This is a genomic window from Lonepinella koalarum, from assembly GCF_004565475.1.
GTDB classification, from domain to species: domain Bacteria; phylum Pseudomonadota; class Gammaproteobacteria; order Enterobacterales; family Pasteurellaceae; genus Lonepinella; species Lonepinella koalarum.
On sequence record NZ_SRHX01000006.1, the window covers coordinates 64,586 to 89,431 of the forward strand.

Here is a 24,846-nt window from a genome sequence, read left to right on the forward strand (position 1 = left end):
TTTATTCAATTATAGATAATTTTATATAACGTAAAAATAAAATAACCTTTCTAAAAGTACGCAAAAATGCTAAATTAGTAGTGTACTTTTAATTAAAGGGAAAACAATGATAACAATGTTAAACCACGATCACCTAATACAAGTTAAACATCTCGTTGCCATCGGTGGCGGTCATGGTTTAGGGCGAGTCATGTCATCATTAAATTTTCTGAAAGAACAGCTCACTGGCATTGTTGCCACCACAGATAACGGTGGCTCAACGGGTCGAATACGACAGGATCATGGTGGTATTGCATGGGGAGATTTACGCAACTGTTTAACCCAAATTATTGCCAATCCCACTACCGCATCTGCTGTTTTTGAATATCGCTTTAGTGGCTCAGGTGAGTTAGCCGGACATAATTTAGGTAATCTGATTTTAAAAGCCTTAGAAGATATGCACATCCGTCCCACGGATGCTATCAATTTAATTCGTAACTTTTTGCGAGTAAAATCTTTTTTACTCCCCATGTCAGATGCTCCAGTACATTTAGGGGCAGTTTTGCCATCTGGTGAAAAAATTTGGGGTGAAGTCGCTGTTGATAATTTACAACAGTTACCCTCTTCGCTATTTTTATCTCCGATGGTTCAGGCATCTCCTGAAGCTGTTAATGCTATTTTGCAAGCAGATGTGATTTTACTGGGGCCCGGTAGCTTTCTCACCAGCATTATGCCAACATTATTATTACCTGAAATCGCGCAAGCTTTAAAAGCCAGTTTCGCTAAGATTATTTTTATTGATAATCTCGGTATCGAACACAGCCCATCTGCACGCTTATCTTTAGCCGATCGCATTGATTGGATAAATAAAACAGTTGGCAAAAATATTGTAAATGGCGCCATCACATCTATACAACTTAAAGATCAAAAACCATTAGATGTTAAATTATTAGTCAGAAAGTTAAACGCAGATGATGTTACCTATCGCCACGATCGTGATCGGCTTTGTTCTGCTATTAATGACATGATCGCAGAATTAGCTTAAAGATATATTAGTGACTCATTTGGAAATAACGTCCCCAATAAATCATAGGCTATTTGATATTTTTTCAACTATTTTTACAAACATTTATTTAATTAATTTCAGTTGATCTAATACAGAATGTCGTTGAAAAAATTCACCGCAGTTCGGCAGATATTTCACATTAATCGACTGATTCTGGTAAACAAAATCTAAACCGTAGGCATGCAAATAAGTACGGTCAATATTTTCCGTTTTATCACCATAAAGCTCATCTCCTAAAATAGGGCTACCTAAACTTTTCATCGCCACTCGTAACTGATGTGTTTTGCCGGTTTGTGGTGTTAACACAAATAAACGTAAATTAGGCTCACAACTCACGGAATAAAAACATGTTATCGCAGGATTTTGTTTAGATGGACTCAATTTCCATGCGCCACGTCGTGCTTTTTCCATATCCCCCACGACTAATCCTTGTTTCTTTTTCGGTTTATGCGATGACAAGGCTATATATGTTTTGCTTATTTTATGTTTGGCAAATAATCCAGATAAGATAATCGCAGCAGGTTGATTTAATGCCAAAATCAACAACCCAGAAGTGACTTTATCCAAACGATGAACTAACCAAACCTGTTTGATACCAAGTTGATTCGCTATCATTTGGGTTAATCCGATTTCCTGATCATCTTTATGCACACTTAACCCACAAGGTTTATTGATGATGATAAAATCCTGATGTTGATATATAATTTCAAACATAGTTATATTGCAATAATAAATTTGCCCCATCTTAAAGGAAAACATACAATGAATAAAGATATTCGCTTTTATTTTATTCGTCATGGTCGAACCATTTGGAATGAACAAGGATTAATGCAAGGATCAGGTAATTCTAATCTCACCGAACAAGGTGTACAAGGTGCCATCAAAACCGGTCAAGCGCTACAAGATATTCCCTTTATTGTTGCCTATTCAAGCTGTTTACAACGAACCATTGATACGGCTCAATACATTCTAGGCAAACGAGATATTCCACTGTTCCAACATAATGGCTTAAATGAACATCATTTTGGTAGTTGGGAAGGGCTTGTAGTAGATGATATTCGCCAGCATGAAGAATTTCAACAAATGCTCAATGACCCTGCCAACTATAAAGCAATCTGTAACAATGGCGAAACGTGGCAACAACTTGCCGAGCGAGCAATGAAAGCGATACAAGATATGATTAAAATCCACCAACAAGGCAATATTTTAGTGGTTTCGCACGGTCATACTTTACGCTTACTCATTGCGTTATTAAACGGTGCAACTTGGCAAAACCATCGTGAGAATGGACAAAGCGAAACGCTTGCTAATACCTCAATTAGTGTGGTTCGTTATGTTCAACAAGGCAATCAACTAGGACAATTTATGGTAGAAAAAGTAAATGATGTAAATCATTTAGAATAAAATAAAATGTGGTGAAAAATATTAAAATTGTTCACCACATTATTATTCATCTATTGGCTGAGTGTATAGACTAAGTGCCCCCAATCTGTAAAAATTCCCCCACCGTATGAAAGGATCCAAACACCAACACGACATCATTTTTATCGGTATTTTTCACCGCACTTTCTACCCCTAAAGCTACCGAATTTTCCACTTGAACCTTGACGTTAATGGCTTGTTTCTCAGCTACTGAATATAATTTTTCCGCAAGCTGTTCACCAGTTTGTCCACGGTAGCCTGACAAGGTAACACAATGCCACTCATCAATGATTGATAACAACGGTGATAACACATTTTCCGCATCTTTATCTTGTAAAATACCACAAACTGCGGTGATTTTTCCTGAAATTTTGCTTTTTAATTGAGTTAATTTTTCCGCTAAATAACGTGCGGCATGGGGATTATGACCAACATCAATAATAATTCTAGGCAAATCTTGTAAAGATTTTTCTGTTAACTTTATCAGTGCGGTTAAATTTTCTGCTTTAACCGTTTGAAAACGCCCGACTAATTCCACTTCATTTAAGGATTTTCGGAGAATTTCAGCAGAAATGTTAAATGGCAAAGACTGTACGGCAGCTAACGCCGTTGCCGCATTTGCTAATGGAATTTGACATAGCGGTAAATTTCCTAGCTGACAGTTGTTATTTTGCCACTTCCACTGTTCGCCTGTTATTTCAAATTGCCAATCTTGATTGCGACAAGAAAGCTGGCAATTTAACGATTTTGCATACTCGATCATAGAATGTGGAATATCTGGCTCACCAATAATCACAGGCTTGTTTACTCTAAAAATCCCTGCTTTTTCAAACCCAATTTTTTCTCGAGTATCGCCTAAGTAATCAATATGATCAATATCAATACTGGTGATTACCGCCATATCTGCATCCACGATATTAGTCGCATCTAATCGACCACCCAAACCTACTTCTAAGATGACCACATCTAAATTTGCTTGCTTAAATAAATGCAAGGCAGATAGCGTACTAAATTCAAAATAGCTTAAAGATTGATTTTTATGGGTATTAATAAACTGGAAAGCACGAATATGATCTTCGTCTTGCACATCTTGATTTTGAATCCGCACACGTTCGTTGTAACAAATTAAATGCGGTGAAGAATAGACACCAACTTTAAAACCAGCATTAAGTAAAATAGTTTCCAGCAAGCGACAGGTTGTGCCTTTACCATTGGTCCCCCCCACCGTAATCACATAAGGGGCTGGAGTTAATAAATCTAATGCTTGAGCAACCGATTTTACTCTTTCCAGTCCAAGATCGATGGCTTTAGAATGACTGTGTTCTAAATAATAAAGCCACTCCTCAAGGCTAGATTGTAGCGTTGGCGTGGCTTTTGAGTTATGTAACATCGCTCAAATATATCCTATTTAAGCTCTGTTGCAATAGTGCTTTCTGCGGTAACGTTTTCTACTGTATTTTCAAGTAATTCAGCTTCAATAAATGGTGATGGCAAGCCCATTAATTGACTTAATACATTTGCCAATTTTTCACGCATTTCGGCACGTTTCACGATCATATCAATGGCTCCGTGTTCTAATAAAAATTCAGAACGTTGGAAACCTTCTGGCAATTTTTCACGTACTGTTTGCTCAATGACTCGCGGACCGGCAAAACCGATTAAGGCTTTCGGTTCAGCAATATTTAAATCACCAAGCATGGCAAAGCTGGCTGATACGCCACCTAAAGTTGGATCAGTTAATACCGAGATAAACGGTACCCCTTTTTCTTTCATTTTTGCCAACACCGCACTGGTTTTTGCCATTTGCATGAGAGATAACAAGGCTTCTTGCATTCTCGCACCACCACTAGCAGAAAAACACACAAACGGACAATTTTTTTCAATAGCTTGTTCCGCCGCCTGTACAAACTTCGCCCCAACTACCGATCCCATGGAACCACCCATAAAGCTAAAGTTTGATGCTGCTGCGACAATCGGCATGCCATACAGCGTACCAGAAACGGTGATTAACGCATCTTTTTCGCCAGTTTCTTTTTGCGCTGCTGTAATACGATCTTTATATTTTTTCAAGTCTTTGAATTTTAACACGTCTTGTGGTTCAAGATCAGCGGCTATTTCTACAATACTGTCCTTATCCAACAACGCATCTAAGCGCTCACGAGCATCAATCCGCATGTGATGACCACATTTCGGACAAACTTCCAAATGGCGTTTTAATTCATCACGATATAATACTTGTTCACATGACGTACATTTTGTCCATACACCTTCTGGCACATTGGCTTTTTTTCTTGCCGAAGATGACGGTGATTTACTAAAAATTTTATCAATCCAGCTCATTATTTAACCTTAATTTTGTTAAATGAAAATCCTACGTATTTAACCACAAATTTGACTTGTTTTGTAGATATTTCTACCATAATTTTAATCTTTCGATAATAAATGCTGGCAATTCATCTGGTAAGAACAAAGGTCCTAGCGGTGTTTGTGGCAACTGAAAACGTCTTGGATATTGCACATTCACCAAATATAACCCATCTGGTTTCGCTGTGGGAGCAGCTAAAGTGCGGTCTTTTTTAGCTAATAATTCCGCTATCCAACTTTCAGGCTTTCGCCCACAACCCACTTCCATTAAACTCCCCACAATATTGCGAACCATGTGATGTAAAAAGGCGTTAGCTTGAATTTCGACAATAATATAATCACCAAATCGAGATACCATTAACGAATGTACATTTCGCCATGGACTATGAGATTGACATTGAGCTGCTCGGAAACTTGTGAAATCCCGTTCGCCTAATAATGCTTGTCCTGCTTCACGCATTCTATTGTAATCCAAGTCTAAATGGGTATGCGTCACGCCAGTAGGTAAAATAGCAGAACGCAATCGATTACAATACAAAATATAACGATAACGCCGTGCAGTAGCACTAAAGCGAGCATGAAAATCATCAGGCACGATCTTCGCCCATTTCACGGCAATATCATCTGGTAAATTGGCATTTGTGCCAAATTCCCACGCTTTTTCAGGGCGATCTACATTTGTTTCAAAATGTACCACCTGCCCTGTCGCATGCACACCGCTATCCGTTCTCCCTGCACAAAATACTTCTATATTTTGATTAGCCACCACCGACAAGGCTTTTTCCAGTTCTGCCTGAATACTCGGTAGATTTTGTTGTCGTTGCCAACCCAAATAATGTGTACCGTTATATTCTACACCAAGGGCAATTTTCATTGTGTTACTCCATGGCTTATTAATTGAATATGCACCGTAATTTCTTCTCTATCATGGTATAAATGTTTGGCTTGTAAACGGAATTTTATACCCTGACTATCCAAACTATCAGATAATTGTTGCAAACATTTTTGCACTTCTTGATAACGTTTTTTCATGGGTAATTTAAGATTAAAAATCGTTTCTCGACACCAACCATTGAGTAACCATTTGCTAATTAAATCTGTAATTCTGCTCGGTTGTTCCACCATATCACAAACTAACCAATCAATTTTTTTGCGTTTTGGGGGTTGAAATTTAAACCCGTCTTCAGGACAATGTTCAATTCGTCCAGTATCATGTAAACTGGCTGCCATCTTGCCATGATCCACCGCATACACAAACAACCCTCGTCGCACTAGTTGATAGGTCCAACCGCCTGGACAAGCCCCTAAATCTACACCAATCATATTTTCATTTAGGCGTTTGGCTTCTTGTTCGGCAGGAATAAAGGTTAAAATAGCATCTTCTAATTTTAAGGTTGAACGACTCGGTGCGTCCATAGGGAATTTTAAGCGTGGAATACCCATAAAATGAGCGGAATGATTGTTATTATAAGAATAACCAATATAACAGGCATTATTTGCTATAAATAAACAATGTAAGGTAACACCACTTTTTTTAATTTCTTGGCATTGCAACCATCCCTGTTTTCGCAAGGCTTGGCGTAATGGTACAGTAAATTTTCGACAGAATCCTAATAATTCTTTTGCTTCATTAGTATCAGCGGTTTCTACCCAAATTTCAGTGCTTTGTTTTAGGTTAAACTGCGGTGAAAATTGGTGAAATTTTTCAATAATGGGACTAACGCGATCAGTAGGATCTAAATTTGTTAATAAATCCGATATGACGATTATTTGACGAGCAAAAATTAATTGCTGAAATGGAATCTCACGAGCTAATTTATCTGCCTCTCCAGCTTGATAACATTCAAAAATCACATAACCACTATTTTCTTGCACTCGAGCAAAACCGAACACGCCACGCTCTGTCGCTTTATCCGTTATTTCAGCCGCCACTTCTTTTTCGAAACCAATACGGCAATATAATGCTAATTTATTCAATGAATTTCCTTATTTCGTCGCTCTTCTGGCGAAACTAGAACGGACCGAAACCACCAATAATGTCGCCCAGCCAAATAAAAAAGCTATTCCCCCGACTGGCACAAACATAGCAATGGCGCGAGTATTTAACACTGCCATGGTATAAAGTGAACCACTAAATAACAGCATACCTAACAGCCATGAAAAACCGATAATATTCACCGCAGTTTGACGACATTTAGGTGTATTCTGTGGCATAGTGGCAGAAATAAACCAGCCTAATGCTAACAAAGCAACCGTGTGAAAAGTATGATATTTCCATGCAGTATCAAACCAATTTAATTGTTGTAGTGAAAATTCAGGCTGCAAACCATGAGAAACAAAAGCCCCAAAAGCAACACTAATAAACCCGCTCAAGGCGGCAAACGATAAAAATTTATTTCCCATCATATCTCCTTATTTATTCCTGATTTATCAATTTCTTGTACAATCCAATGGCGAAATGATTGGATCGTTTTTTCATTATTTCTAACCTGATTATTGACCACATAAAAAGATTTAGGATCTGGCAATTTCATGGGTAATACTATTTGTAAATTACCTTGATCGATTTCTTGCTGAGCTAACATCTGATTCGCTAGAATTAATCCTTGACCATATAAAGCTGTTTGTAAAGCCATTAATGTATGGCTAAATATACATCCATTTTGTACATTTGGCAACTCGATATTTAAAAAATGTGCCATCATTTGCCAGTTATCGTGATTATGAATATGAATCAATTGATGTTGTTGCAAATCTTGTGCCGAATGAATCGGTTTTTTCTCCAATAATTTAGGTGATGCTAATATCACCAAATCCGCTTTAGCTAATCGCTCCGCATAGAGGTTATCCCAATTACCATAGCCATAATAAATAGCAACATCAATATCTTTATTTAAGATACCCTCATCTTGTTCTGTCGCTCGAATCCGAACTTCAATATCTGGATATAATTGATTAAATGAAAATAAATGTGGTACAAGCCATTGAATAGCAAAAGTTTGTGGTACACTGATGTTTAACTGAGATTTGTCTTTCGACATAATTTTCTCCGTCACATGAGCGAGTTTCTGCAACAATGGAGAGATCTCACCATAATACAGCTTCCCTTTTTCAGTCAGTTCTAACAGCCTATTTTTTCGTATAAATAACTCAATACCTAAAAAATCTTCTAATAATTTAATTTGATGACTGACAGCCGCTTGGGTAACAAAAAGTTCTTCTGCTGCTTTGGTAAAACTTAAATGGGTAGCTGAACTTTCAAAGGCTTTTAATGAATTTAAAGGCGGTAAACGTTTCCCCATAATTTTTCCCTAATTTTGATGAGTAGGATTAGTTTTTTTTATGTGACAAATTAATTTTTCTCAATTGTCTGGTCTATCCAGCTACATTATACTACAAACATACTTAATCATGAGTAATTCTTTGATTAATTAGAAGTTCCTTACTTTTAATTAAGTATTATGTTGTGTTTGCATATTGTTCGGGAAACTGAACATAACTTCCTGTATATTTCGCCCTAAACTTGGGGTAATAACACCGTACTTTACAAGTGCGGTGTTTTTTTATGGTGTCATTCTAACATTAGCCCATAGAAAATCTCAAATAATAGTTTTCAATCTTTGCATTATCATGTAAATTTAGCGACATCATCTTTTTTAAATACAATAAGGATAAATTATGAAAGATCTTGACTGGAATAATCTTGGATTTAGTTATATAAAAACAGACTATCGCTATATAGCCTACTGGAAAAATGGCGAATGGCAAAAAGGCGAATTAGTGACGGATAATGTGCTACATATTAGCGAAGGTTCCACCGCACTGCACTACGGACAACAATGTTTTGAAGGATTAAAAGCCTACCGCTGTAAAGACGGTTCAATTAATCTATTCCGCCCGGATGAAAATGCCAAACGGATGCAACGTAGTTGCCAACGTTTGTTAATGCCTGAAGTGTCTGTTGAAATGTTTGTTGACGCTTGTAAACAAGTGGTGAAAGCTAATGAACAATGGGTTGGACCTTATGGTTCAGGCGCCACCTTATATTTACGTCCATTCTTGATTGGTGTAGGAGATAATATCGGCGTGAATACGGCTCCTGAGTACATCTTTTCTATTTTTGTTTGTCCAGTGGGCGCTTATTTTAAAGGTGGTTTAAAACCAACTAATTTTATGGTATCCAATTACGATCGTGCCGCTCCACATGGAACTGGGGCTGCCAAAGTCGGTGGAAACTATGCGGCTAGCCTTTATCCGGGTAAAAAAGCTAAAACTCAAGGTTATGCCGACTGTATTTATTTAGATCCAACCACACACACCAAAATTGAAGAAGTAGGATCAGCAAATTTCTTTGGTATTACCAAAGACAATAAATTTATCACCCCTATTTCCCCGTCTATTTTACCAAGTATCACCAAATACTCACTACTCTATTTGGCAAAAGAACGCTTTGGTATGGAAACGATTGAAGGTGATATTTATATTAATCAATTAGATCAATTTAGCGAAGCTGGGGCTTGTGGCACAGCAGCAGTGATTACGCCAATCGGCGGTATTCTCAATGGTGATGATTTTCATGTTTTCTATTCAGAAACCGATGTTGGACCTGTAACTCGTCAACTTTACGAAGAATTAGTTGGTATTCAATTTGGCGACAAACCTGCTCCAGAAGGCTGGGTGGTTAAAGTCGAATAAATAAACTTAAATAATCTTCTTCAGTGCGATATTTTATATCGCACTATTTCCTTTTTAGACTTCTTTTTCTAAATTATCTCTTGAAAATACTGAACATTTTCCCCATTTTCTTGTCATATTCATACGCAAACTATTCACTTAATTTTAGAAAGGAAATATTATGAAAATAAAAAAAACGAGTTTTACCTTAACGGCTATTGCATTGGGATTAAGTGTGTTAACCAGCCCACTGACTACAATGGCAGAACTACCAAATGAAGTAGCTGGTACAACTTTACCTACTCTAGCGCCAATGCTAGAAAAAGTGCTTCCTGCCGTGGTTTCAATTAATGTGGAAGGTAAAGAACAAAACACTGTTAGAAATCAAAATATTCCAGAAGAATTCCGTTTTTTCTTCGGTGATGACTTCTTTGGTAACCGTGGTGGTTCGATCCCAAGACAATTTAAAGGTATGGGTTCTGGTGTAATTATTAACGCACAGAAAGGCTATATTTTAACTAACAACCATGTTATCGACAAAGCAGATAAAATCACGGTAATCTTACAAGACGGACGAGAATTAAAGGGTAAAGTAGTGGGTACTGATACACAATCTGATGTGGCATTAGTACAAGTAGAAAATCCCAAAAACTTAACTGAAATTAGCATAGCAGACAGTGATAAATTACGTATAGGTGACTTTACTGTGGCTGTGGGTAATCCGTTCGGATTAGGTCAAACCGTTACTTCGGGGATCGTATCTGCTTTAGGTCGTTCTACAGGTTCTGACAGCGGTACTTACGAAAACTATATTCAAACCGATGCAGCGGTAAACCGTGGTAATTCGGGAGGACCATTAATCAATCTAAACGGTGAATTGATTGGCATAAACACGGCTATTATCTCTCCAAGTGGCGGTAATGCGGGGATTGCTTTCGCTATTCCGTCCAATATGGCAAACAATTTAGTGCAACAAATCATTGAATTTGGTGAAGTTCGTCGTGGTGTATTAGGTATCAAAGGTGGAGAACTTAATGCAGATTTAGCTAAAGCCTTTAATATTGATGCACAACAAGGAGCGTTTATTAGCGAAGTATTACCGAATTCAGCAGCTGCCAAGGCGGGTCTAAAAGCAGGTGATGTGATTACTGAGCTAAATGGTCAAAGAATTAGAAGTTTTGCCGAATTAAGAGCAAAAATTGCCACGTCTGGAGCCGGCAAAAAATTTGAACTCACTTATTTACGTGATGGTAAAGCAGAAAAAACCGAGGTTACTTTGCAAGCAGATGATTTTGTAAATTCTGGTGAAACCAGTACAAATAATATGTTACCTGCTCTTGAAGGGGCTTCTTTAACTAACAGTAAAGAAGGTATTGAAATCGAAAAAATAGAGAAAAATTCCCCAGCGGCTCAAAGTGGATTAAAAGTAGGCGATGTGATTGTCGGTATTAACCGTCAACCAATAAAAACATTAAAAGACTTACGTAATGCATTAGATGAAAAACCATCTGCCATTGCACTTAATGTGAAACGTGGACAAAATAATTTCTATTTATTAGTACAATAATTTTTCTAATCTAGCTAAAAGTGCGGTAAAATCTACCGCACTTTTTTCATTATTAAGGCAAAAGAATGCAAGTTTCCCAACTCTTTATCTACCCAATTAAATCTATCCAAGCTCATCGTATTTATGAAACTTTAGTACAACCACAAGGGTTAAATTTTGACCGCCAATTTATGCTCACCGAACCTAACGGCAAATTTATTACCGCACGCAAAGATGGAGAACTTTATCATTTTTCCGCTTATCCGATTCCACAGGGGTTACAAATTGTGCATAAAGATGGTTCACAACTTATTGTTCGTTATGCCGATTTTAACCAATTACAACCCAATGAAGTATGGGCACGGAATTTTTATCCTATGTAGCAAGCGATGAAATAAATCAATGGGTTAGTGAAAAACTCAAGCGCCCTGTACAACTACGCTGGCTAGGCAACCAATCACAACGTAGAATTAAACATTTTCCCGATAATCCAGTTTCTTTTGCTGACGGCTATCCATTATTACTTTGTACTCAACAATCCCTTGATTTTGTACAACAGCATTGCCCTACACCGATCCAAATAACCCAATTCCGTCCTAATATTGTGATTGATAGTGAAAATCCAAATGAAGAACATCAATGACAAAAAATTCAAATTGGCGCAGTACGTTTTTTAAATGGTAAATCTTGCGTACGCTGCTCTCTGACAACAAGAAACCCGACCACAAACAGTTACACGAAAAAATGGAACCTTATCGCACCTTAAAGAAAGTCAGTAAAGATGATGAAAACCAACCAATTTTTGGGATTAATTTAATTCCGCTAAATTTGGGCATAATTCGGGTTGGAGATAATGTTCAAATATTAAAATAATCTACTCAAATAACAAAGGTGCGTTAATTAGCACCTTGTGTGGACTATTTACTTATTAATCAAACTTAAAAATTCTTTACGTGTTTCCCGATCTTCAAGGAATACGCCACCAAAAGCTGATGTTACCGTGTAACTATTGCTATCTTTAATTCCCCTGCATTTCACACAAAAATGGGTAGCTTTGACATAAACTGCCACATCTTCTGTTTCCAAAATGGTTTGGAATGCCAACAAAACTTGTTCAGTTAAACGCTCTTGCACTTGTGGACGTTGTGCAAAAAACGCTATCACGCGATTAATTTTGGATAATCCAATCACCCATTTTTTCGGGTAATACGCTACTGATACTGTGCCATCAATAGTGACAAAATGATGTTCACAAGTGCTGGTTAAAGTTACGTCATTGACTAATACCATTTCGCTCACTTTCATGCGATTTTCAATGTTGGTAATCTTCGGAAAATTGGCATAATCTAAGCCACTGAAAATCTCATCCACAAACATCTTCGCCAAACGGTGTGGAGTTTCTTCAATACTATCATCAGTTAAATCCAGCCCAATTAACGTCAACACATCTCGCATTTTTTGTTCAATTTCATCACGACGTTGATCTTTGCTTTTGGTCAAGTTTATCATCGGGGTTTCAATCCCTTTCGCCACTAAAGCATCTCGTACCTTAATCGCTTCTGCTAAAATATTGCTCATTTACGACTCCAATAAAATAATGGGCTATTCTAACAAACATTCAGCTAAGAATAAAATGAGATTATCATTAACGAGATGAAAAGTTTTAGTATAGAATAGGGATATGATTAATATTCAACAAATAGGATTACTATGCTCACCCTACAACAAGCTCTAGATAAAATTCTCAATACATTACCAACGCCAACCATTCATCAGCAAATTTCCATTGAACAAGCAATAAATTTAGTTTGTGCCGAAGATGTAATTTCACCGATTAACGTACCGTCTTTTGATAATTCGGCAATGGACGGTTATGCGATTCGTTTGGCAGATGTAGAAAACTCCTTAACCCTTTCGGTAGCTGGCAAATCCTTTGCCGGCAATCCCTTTACAGGGAAATGGGAGGCACAAAGTGCGGTACGAATCATGACTGGCGCAATGTTACCACAAGGGGCGGATAGCGTGGTGATACAAGAAGATGTCTCGCTCAATGATGATGGTTCAATTACACTTGCCGCGGTACCGAAAAATAATCAAAATATTCGTCGAATTGGAGAAGATGTGAAAGTGGGTGATGTGGTACTAAAAAAAGGACAAAAACTTAGCGCAGTTTCCTTACCATTATTAGCATCGCTTGGCATTACGAAAGTTGCCGTGTATCCACGCTTAAAAGTGGCTGTGCTTTCTACTGGAGATGAACTTGTGCCGGTAGGAAAACCATTGCAAACAGGACAAATTTACGATACTAACCGTTTTTGCGTGAAATTAATGCTCGAAAAACTCGGTTGCGACGTGTTGGATTTTGGTATTTTACCTGATGATGAACAACAATTTGAACACGCCTTTTTACAAGCTCAAGCCCAAGCAGATTTGTTAATTACGAGTGGTGGCGTATCCGTAGGAGAAGCAGATTTCACTAAAACTGTGTTAGAAAAAGTGGGAAACGTGAATTTCTGGAAATTAGCCATGAAACCGGGTAAGCCGTTTGCCTTTGGAAAATTACCGAATGCTTGGTTCTGTGGTTTACCGGGGAATCCTGTGTCTGCCTTAGTCACTTTCTATCAACTTGTGCAACCTGTGATCGCTCGTTTATCAGGAGCGAACTATCAGCCAGCTACCCTATTACACGCGGTAGCCGTAGCCCCCATGAAAAAAGCCGTAGGGCGTTTAGATTTTCAGCGTGGTTTTTATCAAGTCAATGCTCAAGGACAAATTGAAGTTTATCCTGTCGGTTTTCAAGGGTCGCATTTGTTTAGCGCTTTTGTAAAAAGCAACTGTTTTATTCGTCTTGAACAAGCGCGTGGCAATGTAGCAATAGGCGAGACCGTGATGATTGAGCCATTTAGTGATTTATTGGGGTAATGATGGCAGAATTAACTTATCAAGAAGAACTGCGTTATAACCGCCAAATTATTTTAAAAGCCGTGGATTTTGCTGGTCAGGAAAAACTTAAGGATAGCCGAATGTTGATTGTGGGTTTAGGCGGATTGGGGTGTTCTGCCAGTCAGTATTTAGCGGCAGCCGGGATAGGACATTTGACTTTATTGGATTTTGATACGGTGTCGCTTTCTAACTTACAGCGACAAGTGTTACACACCGATGAACGAATTGATATGCCAAAGGTACTATCTGCTAAAATTGCCTTGCAGACCATCAATCCTCATATTGAGATTACAGCACTCAACCAAAAACTTGATAAAGAAAAATTAGCTCAATTAATACCGCAGTTTGATGTGGTACTAGATTGTACCGATAATGTAGAAAGCCGTAATCAATTAGATCGCTGTTGTGAATTAGCCAAAGTGCCTTTAGTTTCCGGCTCAGCTATTCGAATGGAAGGGCAAATTTCAGTGTTCACCTATGAACCCAATACACCGACTTATCGCCATTTAAGCCAATTATTTGGTGATAATAGCCTAAGTTGTGTTGAAGCCGGTATCTTGTCACCCTTGGTGGGTATTGTTGGCTCAATTCAAGCATTAGAAGCGATCAAAGTGCGGTTAAAAATCGGAAATGTTTTAACCGGACGATTATTGATGATTGACGGGTATTCCATGCATTTTCGGGAAATTAAATTGCCTTGTTGATTTCATTGCCCTTTTCCCTTTATAATTCCACTCGTGCGATATTTTCGCGCTTCATTGATATATTGCAAGTTTTGTGTATAGGAAATGAGCCAATCTGAATCTCAATTCATATCATCATTGTTATACCTTTCTTGTGTTTTTTCACTTACATTTTATGGACATTTTATGCAAGAAATTTGGCAACAATTTAAACAAAATTATCTCGTTAAGTTTTGGAATCCCACGGTTGCTGTCGTTGCTGCTGGTTTGCTTTCTGCTTACTATTTCGGCTTAACGGGCACATATTGGGCGGTGACTGGGGAATTTACGCGTTGGGGCGGACATGTTTTACAAAATCTTGGAGTGGACTTATCCGACTGGGGCTATTACAAACTGATCGGCTTACAGGGTACAGTGTTAGATCGTGTGGATGGTGTGATGATTTTGGGCATGTTTGCGGGCTGTATTGCCGCTGCACTCTGGGCAAACAACGTCAAAATCCGTATGCCACAAAATAAAATCCGTATTGTGCAAGCCTTAGTGGGAGGTGCATTGGCGGGTTTTGGAGCAAGATTGGCGATGGGCTGTAATTTAGCATCACTTTTCACTGGGATTCCACAATTTTCTGTGCATGCTTGGTTTTTCACCATTGCTACCGCTATCGGTACTTATGCAGGTGTGCGTTTTACTTTGCTACCGATTTTCCGTGTTCCCTTAAAAATCACCAAAGGGGCGACCAAAGTCAAAGAAAGTAACCCAAATCAAGCGAAATTTCGCTTTAAACTAGGTGTGGTAATTTTTATCATTTATCTACTCCTTTCTTTTTATGTGATGCAAAATTCAATGAAACTCGGCTTTGCAATGTTGTTTGGGTTAGCTTTTGGTTTATTGATTGAACGGGCTCAAATTTGCTTTACTTCGGCTTTCCGAGATTTATGGGTAACCGGACGTGCCTACATGAGTAAAGCCATTATTTACGGTATGTTAATCGGTACAATTGGCGTATTTAGTTATGTGCAACTAGGCATGAATCCGAAAATTATGTGGGCTGGTCCAAATGCCATTATCGGTGGTTTATTATTCGGTTTTGGTATCGTTCTTGCTGGTGGTTGTGAAACAGGCTGGATGTATCGCGCAATGGAAGGTCAAGTACATTTTTGGTGGGTCGGTATCGGTAATGTAGCAGGCTCTACCCTACTGGCTTATTGGTGGGATGATCTTGCTCCGGTACTAGCCCTAGATTATGAAAAAATCAATCTACTCAAATCATTCGGCGCTGTAGGTGGATTAATCGTCAATTATAGCCTAATGATTATTTGTTTAGTCGCCGTGATTTGGTGGGAAAAACGTTTCTTACGCAAAGCCAAAGAACGTGTTGCACTCACCAATACTTATACTATTCGTTAATATAAAAAGGAAATAAATATGGCATTTACCATCATTGAAAAATTAGATAAAGATCCCAAAGACATTGTCCCCACTTACAGCTTAGATATGCTCGGCGAACCCTGTCCTTATCCTGCGATTGCGACACTTGAAACGATGCCGACCTTAAAAGACGGGGAAATTCTTGAAGTATTAAGCGACTGTGCTCAATCTATTAACAATATTCCTGTTGATGCCAGAAATCACGGTTATAAAATGTTAAGCATTGAGCAAGATGGAGCAACCTTGCGGTATTTGATTCAAAAATAACATTTTTATAAATAAATGTGCGGTGAAAACTTGTTAAGTTTTTCACCGCAGTTTACATTGATGATAATTAAAAATTAACCATCTTATTCTCCCCAACGCCAGTTACATGGATTTCTGAAGATGACTATTAAAAAATGATCGATGAAATCAGGTAAATGTTTCACTTCTTGTAAATTGGCTAAAACCGAGTTTCTATAATTTAGTTAATAATGCTGTTTTAGACTTAATATTTTTAGCTGAAATGATACAGCAATTTGACGTAGTAAGAGATTACACCGATAATGCGAGAAACTGTAGTCAATTAAATTATTACCTATATTATCCAAATATTGTTAATCGCTATTTAAGCTTATAGCAATAACGCTTTAAGTCATATTAAAGTTAGTGTGCTTTTTGCTTTTCATCTATAGCGCGCTTAGAGAGCTCTATTCAATCGTTGGAAATAGCTCGCTGTATGGTTAAATTTGGATAACGTTTCAATTGGGTAGTGATGAATAATGACTATTTTTTCATGATATTTCGTGAAATAAAAATACTTTGTTAATTTGATTTTTTAATTCGACGTATTTATTCCTTTTGAATAAATCGTTTATCTACTTTTTTATTTATAAATTAGGATTTAGGGGTACTGCAATGAAAAACTCATTGTTCGGTTTAGTTATTGTTGGCATTCTTACGCTCATTGCCAAAATACTTTCGTTAACGAATATCGCCAATGCGTTCCATCTTGGCGCATTAACGCTCGCGATTTTGTTTGGCTTATTCATCGGTAATACGCTTTATCCGAAATGGCAACATCAAGCTCAAGATGGCGTAACATTTGCAAAAGGAAAATTGTTACGTATTGGGATTGTGTTATATGGTTTCCATATCACTTTTCAAGATATTGCTCATGTAGGTGCAAATGCCATTATTTGTGATGCAATTATGCTGATTTTTACCTTTTTTATTACCTATGCATTAGGCATTTATTTCTTGAAGATCGACAAACAAATTGTCTATCTTACCGCTTCAGGATGTAGCATTTGTGGTGCAGCTGCCATTTTAGCGACTGAACCTGTGGTAAAATCAGATTCACATAAGGTTTCTGTCGCCATTGCATTAATCGTGATTTTCGGCACTATTTCAATGTTTCTCTATCCTATTTTATATGATTATATTCAAGGACTAACCGATAACCAATTTGGTATTTATATCGGTTCTTCCGTCCATGAAGTGGCTCAAGTTTATACGGCGGGGAAAAATATTAATCCAGAAGTCGCTGATATTTCGGTGATCACCAAAATGTTACGCGTCATGATGCTTGCTCCATTTTTAATTGTACTGTCATTTTATTTACACAAACAACAAAACCAAACCGATCAAAAAAGTCAATTTAATATGCCTTGGTTTGCATTATATTTTGTTTTAGTTGCCATGTTTAATTCTTTTAAATTATTGCCGGAACCCTTAGTCCAACTCTTAATTCAACTGGATGGCATTTTACTGATGATGTCAATGGTGGCATTAGGTTTAACTACACATATTAGTGCCATTAAACAAGCTGGGATAAAACCATTAATTTTAGGTTTCTTAGTATTTTTATGGTTAGTTATTGGGGGATTTGTGGTGAATTTGGGAATGCAGAATTTATTTGACTGATTATCTCATAAACGGCGGTGAAAAGATCGAAAATTTTCACCGCACTTCACATCAATAATACTAAAAATTGATCACTTTATCCGCCCACAATGTCCAAGCGGACACATCATCCAATGTACCTACACTGACCCCTTGTACTAACGGTAAATGTGTAATGCCACGAGCTTTAGTACAGCTGGTGCAAAGTTTAGCTTCTGCCCCTAAGCCCGTTAATACTTCTAAAGTTTGTTGTACATTGTAACCATCATTCGGATTTTGACCTGCAAGCCCCGCTAATACTGAATCAGAGAAGAAAAAGGCTTTGATTTCCACTTCTTTACCATTTTCTTCTAATAAATTTACCGCAAAACGCAAGCCGTTAAAGGTTTTTTCTGTGCCATAGGGTGATTCGTTAAAAATAAATAATAGTTTTTGCATAATATGTCCTCGTTGTTTAGCCAACCCAAATAAATTTGATTAAGAATAAAATAGATACCGCCCAAACAGATCCATTGATTTCTTTCCAACGACCAGTACAGGCTTTCATAATGCAGTAAGTAATAAAACCAAAGGCAATGCCTTCCGTAATAGAATAAGTAAATGGCATGATTGCGGTGGTAATAAAGGCTGGCGTGGCTTCGGTTAAATCATGCCATTCCACTTCGATTAAGCTAGATGCCATTAAGATGCCGACAAACACCAATGCTCCTGCTGTCGCATAAGCGGGTACTAAACCAGCTAATGGTGAGAAGAAAATGGTTAATAGGAATAATACCCCCACGACAACCGCCGTTAAGCCAGTGCGACCACCGACAGAGACCCCTGAACCACTTTCAATATAAGTACTAATCGCCGATGTTCCCATAAATGAACCCACCATGGCAGATGTACTATCCACTAATAAGGCTTGTTTCATTTTCGGGAAACGTCCTTGTTCATCCGCAAAACCCGCTTTGGTGGTCACCGCAATTAATGTCCCAGATGAATCGAACAGGTTGACTAATAAGAAAGAAAAGATAATTCCGAGCAAACCTAAATCAAATGCCCCAGCAATATCCACTTGCCCAACCACAGAATCTAAACTTGGTGGCATTGACATAATACCGCTAAATTGTACGGTAGGATCAAAAATTAAGGCTAAGGCGGTAATCACCACGATAGACACTAACACACCTGAATGAATACCTTTCGCAGATAACACGACAATAATAAAAAAGCCTAAAATTCCCATCAAGATGGTGGGATCGTGCAAATCGCCTAAAGCAACCAAGGTAGCCTCATTCGGAATAATTAATCCCATATTTTTGAAACCGATTAAGGCAATTAATAAACCGATCCCCGCTCCGATCCCAACACGCAAGCCCTTGGGAATAGCCGACATAAACCAGTAACGAATTTGTAATACAGTGAGCAAGAATAAGCCAACTGAGCCTAGAAAAATGGCGCCCATCCCCACTTGCCAAGAATAGCCCATTTTTAACACCACACCATAGGCGAAAAAAGCGTTTAATCCCATCGCTGGAGCAAGAGCAATCGGCAAGTTACTAAACAAGCCCATAGCAATTGTACCAAATGCGGCAATTAAACAAGTGGTGACAAATACCACTTGGGTATCCATGCCTGCGACACCTAATACAGATGGGTTAACAAACACAATATAAACCATCGTGAAAAAGGTGGTAATCCCGGCGATCACTTCAGTTTTGGCATTGCTACCTTTTTGTTTTAGCTGAAAAAATTTTTCTAGCATATTGATTCCTTAAGTATTTAAGATTGTTGATTAAAAATTCTTGCTAACAAATTGATCGCTAAGAAAGCCAAATTAAAACGTTGTTCATCCGCGACCGTCCAAAATTCTACGCCATTTTCTATCACTTTCAAATCACTAATATGCAATTTAACTGTTTCTTCATTATTTTCCTGTTCACCATTTAATACAGGTGTTATTTTTTCGTCTAATTGAATAAAGTCATTTTGTTGGTATGCAGATTTCACCACATCAATATCTATAGCATAATCAGAAAATGCGCTAATTTTTTGCGCTAAACCGTAAAATACGGGTACTTGAATACTATGCAACACCACATTCAAACTCGGAAAAATCTTACTTAATTGCACTGAAAAATCATGATGATGTGGCGAAACATCAAAGGCAAGGCGCTGTTCATCTTCATCTAACGGAATGCCATTTAACAATCTTGCGGTTTGCCCGACTAACTTAGTCACAGTTTCGCCACTATGATAAGATGCTGGCAACAAGGAACTAATAATCACTTGATTTAATGGATAATGTTCCATTAAGGATGCTAATGCTAAAACAATTTGACTCACTTGTGGATTCGGCAAACAGACTATGTTACGTTGTCGCAAATTCCCTAATTGTTCATCATTTACGGTTGGTACCACCACTGGCACACCTGAAATAGATGCGCACACGCCCAACATATCAATCACCACACAACCACTTTCTGCGGCATTCGCAATATGTGTCGCCTGAGCTGTTTCACCAGCAAATAGTACACAATCAAAATCGCCCCAATTTACATCTTCTGTAGCAATTTGTGCCACGGCTTTATTATTAAAACGTACACCTTGTTCTTCATTGAAAGGATAAATTTCCACAATGGATAGCTGACCGACATTTAGCTCACTTTGTTGTAAAAAATCCGCTATTTTTTCACAAAGATCAAATTCTGCGGCAATAGCGATATTTAATTTATTCATTTTTTGTTCTCGTCGTAATAAAATAACGCTACATTCTATACTTTTTCAGGAAGAAAAGAAAATGACACCAGCCATTGATTTATTAAAAAAACAGAAAATTGCCTTTAGCCTACATGCTTATGAGCATGATCCCCATAATACGCATTTCGGTGATGAAGCAGCCGAAAAATTAGGACTTGATCCAAGACAGTCCTTTAAAACCTTATTAGTGGCAGAAAATGGCGATCAAAAGAAACTCGCTTGTTTTGTATTACCGACAGCCAATATGCTCAATCTCAAAAAAGCAGCAAAAGCACTCGGCGTAAAAAAAGTCGAAATGGCAGATAAAGATTTTGCACAAAAAAGCAGTGGCTATTTAGTGGGTGGAATCAGTCCCTTAGGACAAAAGAAACGATTAAAAACGGTAATTGACCAAAGTGCGGTGAATTTTGAGCATATTTTTGTTTCAGGAGGAAAACGTGGATTAAGTGTAAAACTTGCCCCACAGGATTTAGCCAAGGTGCTGGGGGCAGAATTTTGGAATATTGTGGATGATGGAGATAACACATAACAATACGGATGTACTGGGCTACGCACAATAAAATGAAGATGTGGATCATCATTGTTACGCTATTAGCCCTGTACACTAGCGCAAGTCATTAACCATGCTGCCGACTATCATTCGCCTGTTGCAATAACTGACGACTTTCTTTCATAAACAGATCGGAATATTCACCGAACCATTGGCTAACTTGATTAAAGGTATCAATAAAACCTTGTTTATCACCTGTTTCAAAGAATTTCAAACTTTCTTCGTAGCTTTGTTTTAGGCTTTCAATTACAGCTAAATTTTCTGGTTTATCCATAATAATATCCGCATATAATCCGCCGTCTTGAGCAAATAAACGCCCTATCATGGCTAATTCTAAGCGATAAATCGGAGAAGAAAGCGCTAAAAGATTAGCCAGTTTGACTGGTTGTTTAGACAAATGCAACCCATTAGCAAAGGTAGCAAAATGGCGTAAGGCTTGAATATAGGTCATACTATGATCGTGTTCTGTCGCATCCACTTGATAAATTTTTGCTCCCCAAATGGTAATTTGATCCAGCAACCATTGATAACGTTCAGGATAACGCCCATCACAACGTACTATCACTTGTTTTGCCATACTGGCAATATCGGGACCAAACATGGGGTGTAAACCTACTACGGCACCATTATGTACTTCTAACATTTTTTGTAGTGGCTGACGTTTCACCGATGTTAAATCCGTTAATAGCATGTTTTCTGTTAAATAAGGTTGTAGGCGCTCAATCGTTTGTAAGGTATTAGCAATTGGCACACAGACAATGACCACATCAGAATGTGCCAAAATTTGATCCGCACTTTGCCAATCTTGACGACCAAGTACATCCACAAAATAACCGGATGCTTGTAAAAATCGAGCAAATAATCCGCCCAATTTTCCTTTACCACCGACAATCACGATTTTTTTAATGTTAGGATTGACCGTTTTAAATCCTAAATGATGCTCACTGGTATAGGATTCACGCATCACACGGCGTAGCACATCTTCAATTAAATCTGCTGGTATCCCCATTTTTTCTGCTTCTTGACGACGCGCCGCTAACATATCCGCTTCACGTTCAGGCACATAAATCGGTAAACCGTGCTGATGTTTTACTTCCCCAACTTTTTTCACCAACGCAAGACGTTTAGCGAAAAGGTCAATTAATTCACTATCTAGCCGATCTATTTCGTTTCTTATCTCTTTTAATACGTCCATTTTCTATTCCATACAGACAAAAGTGCGGTCTATTTTACTCGATTTTTTAATCCATCTGCAATTTTGCGTAGCAGCTCATCCGTTGTTTCCCAATCAATACAGGCATCGGTAATGGATACGCCATATTTCATCTCATTCACTGGTTGCTCTGCACTTTGGTTGCCAGCGTTAATATTACTTTCTAACATCAAACCAATAATTGAGCGACTACCATTCACGAGCTGTTGTAATGCATTTTCGGCAACTGATGGTTGTAAGCGGTAATCTTTATTAGAGTTAGCATGACTACAATCGATCATAATCGCCGTTTCTAATCCTGCTTTTTCTAATGCCTGTTCACATTGTTGTACAAACTCTGTTTGGTAATTCGGGGTTTTGCCGCCACGTAAAATCACATGGCCGTCTGGATTGCCTTCGGTATGTAATAAATTGACTTGCCCTTTTTGGTTGATGCCAATAAAACTATGTTGCATTGAAGCCGCTTTCATGGCATTAATGGCTGTTGCTAAACTGCCGTCTGTACCGTTTTTAAAGCCCACAGCCATCGACAAACCAGATGCCAATTCACGGTGAGTTTGTGATTCCGTGGTTCTTGCACCAATGGCTGACCAGCTAAACAAATCTGCTAAATATTGTGGCGTAATTGGATCAAGCGCTTCGGTCGCTAACGGCAAGCCCATATCCACCAGTGCTAGTAATAATTTTCGAGCAATATGTAACCCATTTTCAACATCAAAAGAACCATCAATTTTCGGGTCATTAATTAAACCTTTCCAGCCAACCGTGGTGCGTGGTTTTTCAAAGTAAACACGCATGACAATATAAAGCTGATCTTGCAATTCGTCTGATAGTGCTTTTAAACGTTTAGCGTAATCTAATGCGGCTTCAATATCATGAATAGAACAAGGTCCAATGACCACTAATAGACGAGAATCTTTTTTGTGGATAATAGACGAAATATCTTGACGGTGTTGTTCAATTCGTTGGCGCAAATGTTGCGGTAGGGGTAATTTTTGCTTTAATTCGGCGGGAGTGATTAATACTTTTTCATCAACGATATGGACGTTATGAATACTATCTTTGTTCATGCTGAGTTCCTTTGTGTAAAAAATTAATTACATATGATGTAAATAATAAAATACATTATAATAAAATAAATAGCAATCTTTTTCCTTGCACTAACCTACAAGGTTATTAATATAACGATGCGCCGCATCTTTTCCAAATAAAAAAGCCACAGCGTGGCGTCACATAACTAACCCCGTACGTCAGTGCGGGACTATCAGTACGGGGTTATCGGTGCGGGGTGATTAAAGTGCGGTCAAATTCTGTAAAGTTTTTTCACCCACTTCCTGCAACATAGCTTGACGTTCTTGATCACTAATAATATGCAAATCACCAAATAATGTATGCTCAATATCTGTAATCCCACAATAATTAAACAAACCATTGACTAAGCACACATCCAAAGCTTGAGCAAAACCTATTTCTTGATAATTAACAACGTTATTGCCAATATTAATAAACTGTTGCATCTTCTTACCTTGCAACAATCCAACCGACCCCTCTTCACTCGTTTGATAAGCAAAACCATGAGTTAAAACGCGATCAAAATAGCCTTTTAAAATAGCAGGATACCCCATCCACCACACAGGATAAACCAAGGTAATTAAATCTGCTTGTTGAATCAGTTTTTGTTCATAACTCACTTCTTCCGGGATAATTCCTTGACATACGCCTTGCATTTCGTCTTTGGATAACACAGGATTAAAATTCAAAGCGTAAAGATTTCTTACCACCGTATTCGCCCCAAACTGGTCGCTGGTTTTTATGACTTCATTCACCATCGCTTTAGTAAAACTATGATGGTTTGGATGTGCGAAAATAACTAAATGTTGCTTCATTAATTCACCTTTTGAACTGTTAATGTGATACCTTGTACACTGATGACTTGGATACGATCTCCCACTTGTAACCTCTCATCTGACAATTGTTGGATTCGCCAAGTGGTATCACCGAAATGTCCTCGACCAATACCATTATGATTGATTTCTTGCACAATACCGATAGTGCCGAGCATAGCATGATCACGTTGATTTAAACGAGATTGTTTTTCATCTACCAGATCTTTTTTATGCTGATATTTCCACCAAATCACACTCAAAATGCTGGCTAAAATGGCATAAATAATCCCTGCTGAGGCAAGGGAAAGCGTTGGGAAAACTTTTATTATACCCGCCACTACAATGGCAGCTAATCCCCACCAAAGTAAGAAAACACCCGGCAGTATAATTTCAGCAATCAATAAGGCAAACCCTAAGATCAACCAATGCCATGCCGTCCACGTTGCCAACCATTCCATCG

Annotated in this window: 27 protein-coding genes; 12 read left to right on the top strand and 15 right to left on the bottom strand. The window is 38.1% G+C overall.

The features are described from left to right. Positions 1-106 precede the first annotated feature (106 nt). A complete protein-coding gene (locus E0709_RS08445; RefSeq protein ID WP_132302487.1) occupies positions 107-1,024 on the top strand; it encodes a gluconeogenesis factor YvcK family protein in 918 nt (305 codons plus the stop codon). An 84-nt stretch (positions 1,025-1,108) separates the two neighbouring features. Here E0709_RS08445 and E0709_RS08450 read toward each other — a convergent pair whose 3' ends face one another. Beyond that, on the bottom strand, positions 1,109-1,759 hold the full coding sequence (locus E0709_RS08450; protein ID WP_132302486.1) for a TIGR01621 family pseudouridine synthase: 651 nt from the start codon (positions 1,757-1,759) through the stop codon (positions 1,109-1,111). A gap of 48 nt (positions 1,760-1,807) precedes the next feature. Here E0709_RS08450 and E0709_RS08455 point away from each other — a divergent pair, with 48 nt between their 5' ends. Continuing rightward, complete coding sequence (locus tag E0709_RS08455; RefSeq protein ID WP_132302485.1) at positions 1,808-2,449, top strand: histidine phosphatase family protein; 642 nt, start codon at positions 1,808-1,810, stop codon at positions 2,447-2,449. Between the two features lie 70 nt (positions 2,450-2,519). Here the strand turns inward: E0709_RS08455 and folC are convergent, their stop codons facing one another. From folC to E0709_RS08485, 6 genes are all read right to left on the bottom strand, one after another. Continuing rightward, positions 2,520-3,857, bottom strand: coding sequence for a bifunctional tetrahydrofolate synthase/dihydrofolate synthase (gene folC, locus E0709_RS08460; protein WP_132302484.1), 1,338 nt, complete (start codon positions 3,855-3,857; stop codon positions 2,520-2,522). 14 nt (positions 3,858-3,871) lie between these two features. Further along, the gene (accD, locus tag E0709_RS08465; protein ID WP_132302483.1) at positions 3,872-4,807 is read right to left on the bottom strand and encodes an acetyl-CoA carboxylase, carboxyltransferase subunit beta; all 936 of its coding nucleotides are present in this window, start codon (positions 4,805-4,807) and stop codon (positions 3,872-3,874) included. Between the two features lie 73 nt (positions 4,808-4,880). After that, the gene (truA, locus tag E0709_RS08470; protein ID WP_132302482.1) at positions 4,881-5,705 is read right to left on the bottom strand and encodes a tRNA pseudouridine(38-40) synthase TruA; all 825 of its coding nucleotides are present in this window, start codon (positions 5,703-5,705) and stop codon (positions 4,881-4,883) included. Then, positions 5,702-6,808, bottom strand: coding sequence for a 23S rRNA (cytidine(2498)-2'-O)-methyltransferase RlmM (gene rlmM / locus E0709_RS08475; RefSeq protein ID WP_132302481.1), 1,107 nt, complete (start codon positions 6,806-6,808; stop codon positions 5,702-5,704). The genes truA and rlmM overlap by 4 nt, the downstream gene beginning before the upstream one ends. Positions 6,809-6,817: 9 nt before the next feature. Further along, positions 6,818-7,234: a DUF423 domain-containing protein gene (locus E0709_RS08480; RefSeq protein WP_132302480.1), complete on the bottom strand. Its 417-nt coding sequence runs from the start codon at positions 7,232-7,234 to the stop codon at positions 6,818-6,820. Further along, complete coding sequence (locus E0709_RS08485; RefSeq protein ID WP_132302479.1) at positions 7,234-8,133, bottom strand: transcriptional regulator GcvA; 900 nt, start codon at positions 8,131-8,133, stop codon at positions 7,234-7,236. Before E0709_RS08485 ends, E0709_RS08480 begins: the two co-directional genes overlap by 1 nt. A 373-nt stretch (positions 8,134-8,506) precedes the next feature. Between E0709_RS08485 and E0709_RS08490 the strand changes: the two genes are divergently transcribed. From E0709_RS08490 to E0709_RS12550, 4 genes are all read left to right on the top strand, one after another. Next, positions 8,507-9,526 carry a branched-chain amino acid aminotransferase gene (locus E0709_RS08490; protein ID WP_132302478.1) on the top strand — a complete coding sequence of 340 codons (1,020 nt, stop codon included), beginning with the start codon at positions 8,507-8,509 and terminating at the stop codon, positions 9,524-9,526. A gap of 166 nt (positions 9,527-9,692) precedes the next feature. After that, a complete protein-coding gene (locus E0709_RS08495) occupies positions 9,693-11,072 on the top strand; it encodes a Do family serine endopeptidase (protein WP_132302550.1) in 1,380 nt (459 codons plus the stop codon). Between the two features lie 65 nt (positions 11,073-11,137). Further along, positions 11,138-11,434 carry an MOSC N-terminal beta barrel domain-containing protein gene (locus tag E0709_RS12515; RefSeq protein ID WP_243640870.1) on the top strand — a complete coding sequence of 99 codons (297 nt, stop codon included), beginning with the start codon at positions 11,138-11,140 and terminating at the stop codon, positions 11,432-11,434. Beyond that, positions 11,407-11,694, top strand: a complete 288-nt coding sequence (locus E0709_RS12550; protein ID WP_279387421.1) for an MOSC domain-containing protein — start codon at positions 11,407-11,409, stop codon at positions 11,692-11,694. Before E0709_RS12515 ends, E0709_RS12550 begins: the two co-directional genes overlap by 28 nt. Before the next feature lie 278 nt (positions 11,695-11,972). Here the strand turns inward: E0709_RS12550 and folE are convergent, their stop codons facing one another. Continuing rightward, positions 11,973-12,629, bottom strand: a complete 657-nt coding sequence (gene folE / locus E0709_RS08505) for a GTP cyclohydrolase I FolE (RefSeq protein ID WP_132302477.1) — start codon at positions 12,627-12,629, stop codon at positions 11,973-11,975. Positions 12,630-12,761: 132 nt separating this feature from the next. Between folE and moeA the strand changes: the two genes are divergently transcribed. The 5 genes from moeA to E0709_RS08530 all read left to right on the top strand — a co-directional run bounded on the left by moeA (position 12,762) and on the right by E0709_RS08530 (position 18,013). Continuing rightward, positions 12,762-13,973: a molybdopterin molybdotransferase MoeA gene (gene moeA, locus E0709_RS08510; RefSeq protein ID WP_132302476.1), complete on the top strand. Its 1,212-nt coding sequence runs from the start codon at positions 12,762-12,764 to the stop codon at positions 13,971-13,973. Between the two features lie 2 nt (positions 13,974-13,975). Further along, entirely contained in the window at positions 13,976-14,698 is a 723-nt protein-coding gene (gene moeB / locus E0709_RS08515; protein WP_132302475.1) for a molybdopterin-synthase adenylyltransferase MoeB, read from the top strand. Positions 14,699-14,863: 165 nt separating this feature from the next. Then, entirely contained in the window at positions 14,864-16,084 is a 1,221-nt protein-coding gene (gene yedE / locus E0709_RS08520) for a selenium metabolism membrane protein YedE/FdhT (protein ID WP_132302474.1), read from the top strand. A gap of 18 nt (positions 16,085-16,102) precedes the next feature. After that, positions 16,103-16,372, top strand: a complete 270-nt coding sequence (yedF, locus tag E0709_RS08525) for a sulfurtransferase-like selenium metabolism protein YedF (RefSeq protein ID WP_132302473.1) — start codon at positions 16,103-16,105, stop codon at positions 16,370-16,372. A 633-nt stretch (positions 16,373-17,005) separates the two neighbouring features. Beyond that, complete coding sequence (locus E0709_RS08530) at positions 17,006-18,013, top strand: YeiH family protein (protein WP_132302472.1); 1,008 nt, start codon at positions 17,006-17,008, stop codon at positions 18,011-18,013. 60 nt (positions 18,014-18,073) lie between these two features. Here E0709_RS08530 and E0709_RS08535 read toward each other — a convergent pair whose 3' ends face one another. From E0709_RS08535 to E0709_RS08545, 3 genes are read right to left on the bottom strand one after another with little or no spacing between them, the layout of a single operon-like run. Further along, entirely contained in the window at positions 18,074-18,430 is a 357-nt protein-coding gene (locus E0709_RS08535; RefSeq protein ID WP_132302471.1) for a DsrE/DsrF/TusD sulfur relay family protein, read from the bottom strand. A 16-nt stretch (positions 18,431-18,446) separates the two neighbouring features. Then, complete coding sequence (locus E0709_RS08540) at positions 18,447-19,742, bottom strand: NCS2 family permease (protein WP_132302470.1); 1,296 nt, start codon at positions 19,740-19,742, stop codon at positions 18,447-18,449. 17 nt (positions 19,743-19,759) lie between these two features. Continuing rightward, on the bottom strand, positions 19,760-20,716 hold the full coding sequence (locus tag E0709_RS08545) for an oxidoreductase (RefSeq protein ID WP_132302469.1): 957 nt from the start codon (positions 20,714-20,716) through the stop codon (positions 19,760-19,762). Between the two features lie 61 nt (positions 20,717-20,777). On the opposite strand from E0709_RS08545, the gene ybaK reads away from it, so the two are divergent. Then, positions 20,778-21,266, top strand: coding sequence for a Cys-tRNA(Pro) deacylase (gene ybaK, locus E0709_RS08550; protein ID WP_132302468.1), 489 nt, complete (start codon positions 20,778-20,780; stop codon positions 21,264-21,266). An 88-nt stretch (positions 21,267-21,354) separates the two neighbouring features. On the opposite strand, the gene tyrA is transcribed toward ybaK, so the two are convergent. From tyrA to E0709_RS08570, 4 genes are all read right to left on the bottom strand, one after another. Further along, positions 21,355-22,482, bottom strand: coding sequence for a bifunctional chorismate mutase/prephenate dehydrogenase (gene tyrA / locus E0709_RS08555; RefSeq protein ID WP_132302467.1), 1,128 nt, complete (start codon positions 22,480-22,482; stop codon positions 21,355-21,357). 29 nt (positions 22,483-22,511) lie between these two features. Next, positions 22,512-23,570, bottom strand: coding sequence for a 3-deoxy-7-phosphoheptulonate synthase (locus tag E0709_RS08560; RefSeq protein ID WP_132302466.1), 1,059 nt, complete (start codon positions 23,568-23,570; stop codon positions 22,512-22,514). A 222-nt stretch (positions 23,571-23,792) separates the two neighbouring features. After that, a complete protein-coding gene (locus E0709_RS08565) occupies positions 23,793-24,386 on the bottom strand; it encodes an NAD(P)H-dependent oxidoreductase (RefSeq protein ID WP_132302465.1) in 594 nt (197 codons plus the stop codon). Next, positions 24,386-24,844, bottom strand: coding sequence for an NfeD family protein (locus E0709_RS08570; protein ID WP_132302464.1), 459 nt, complete (start codon positions 24,842-24,844; stop codon positions 24,386-24,388). Before E0709_RS08570 ends, E0709_RS08565 begins: the two co-directional genes overlap by 1 nt. Positions 24,845-24,846: the final 2 nt, after the last annotated feature.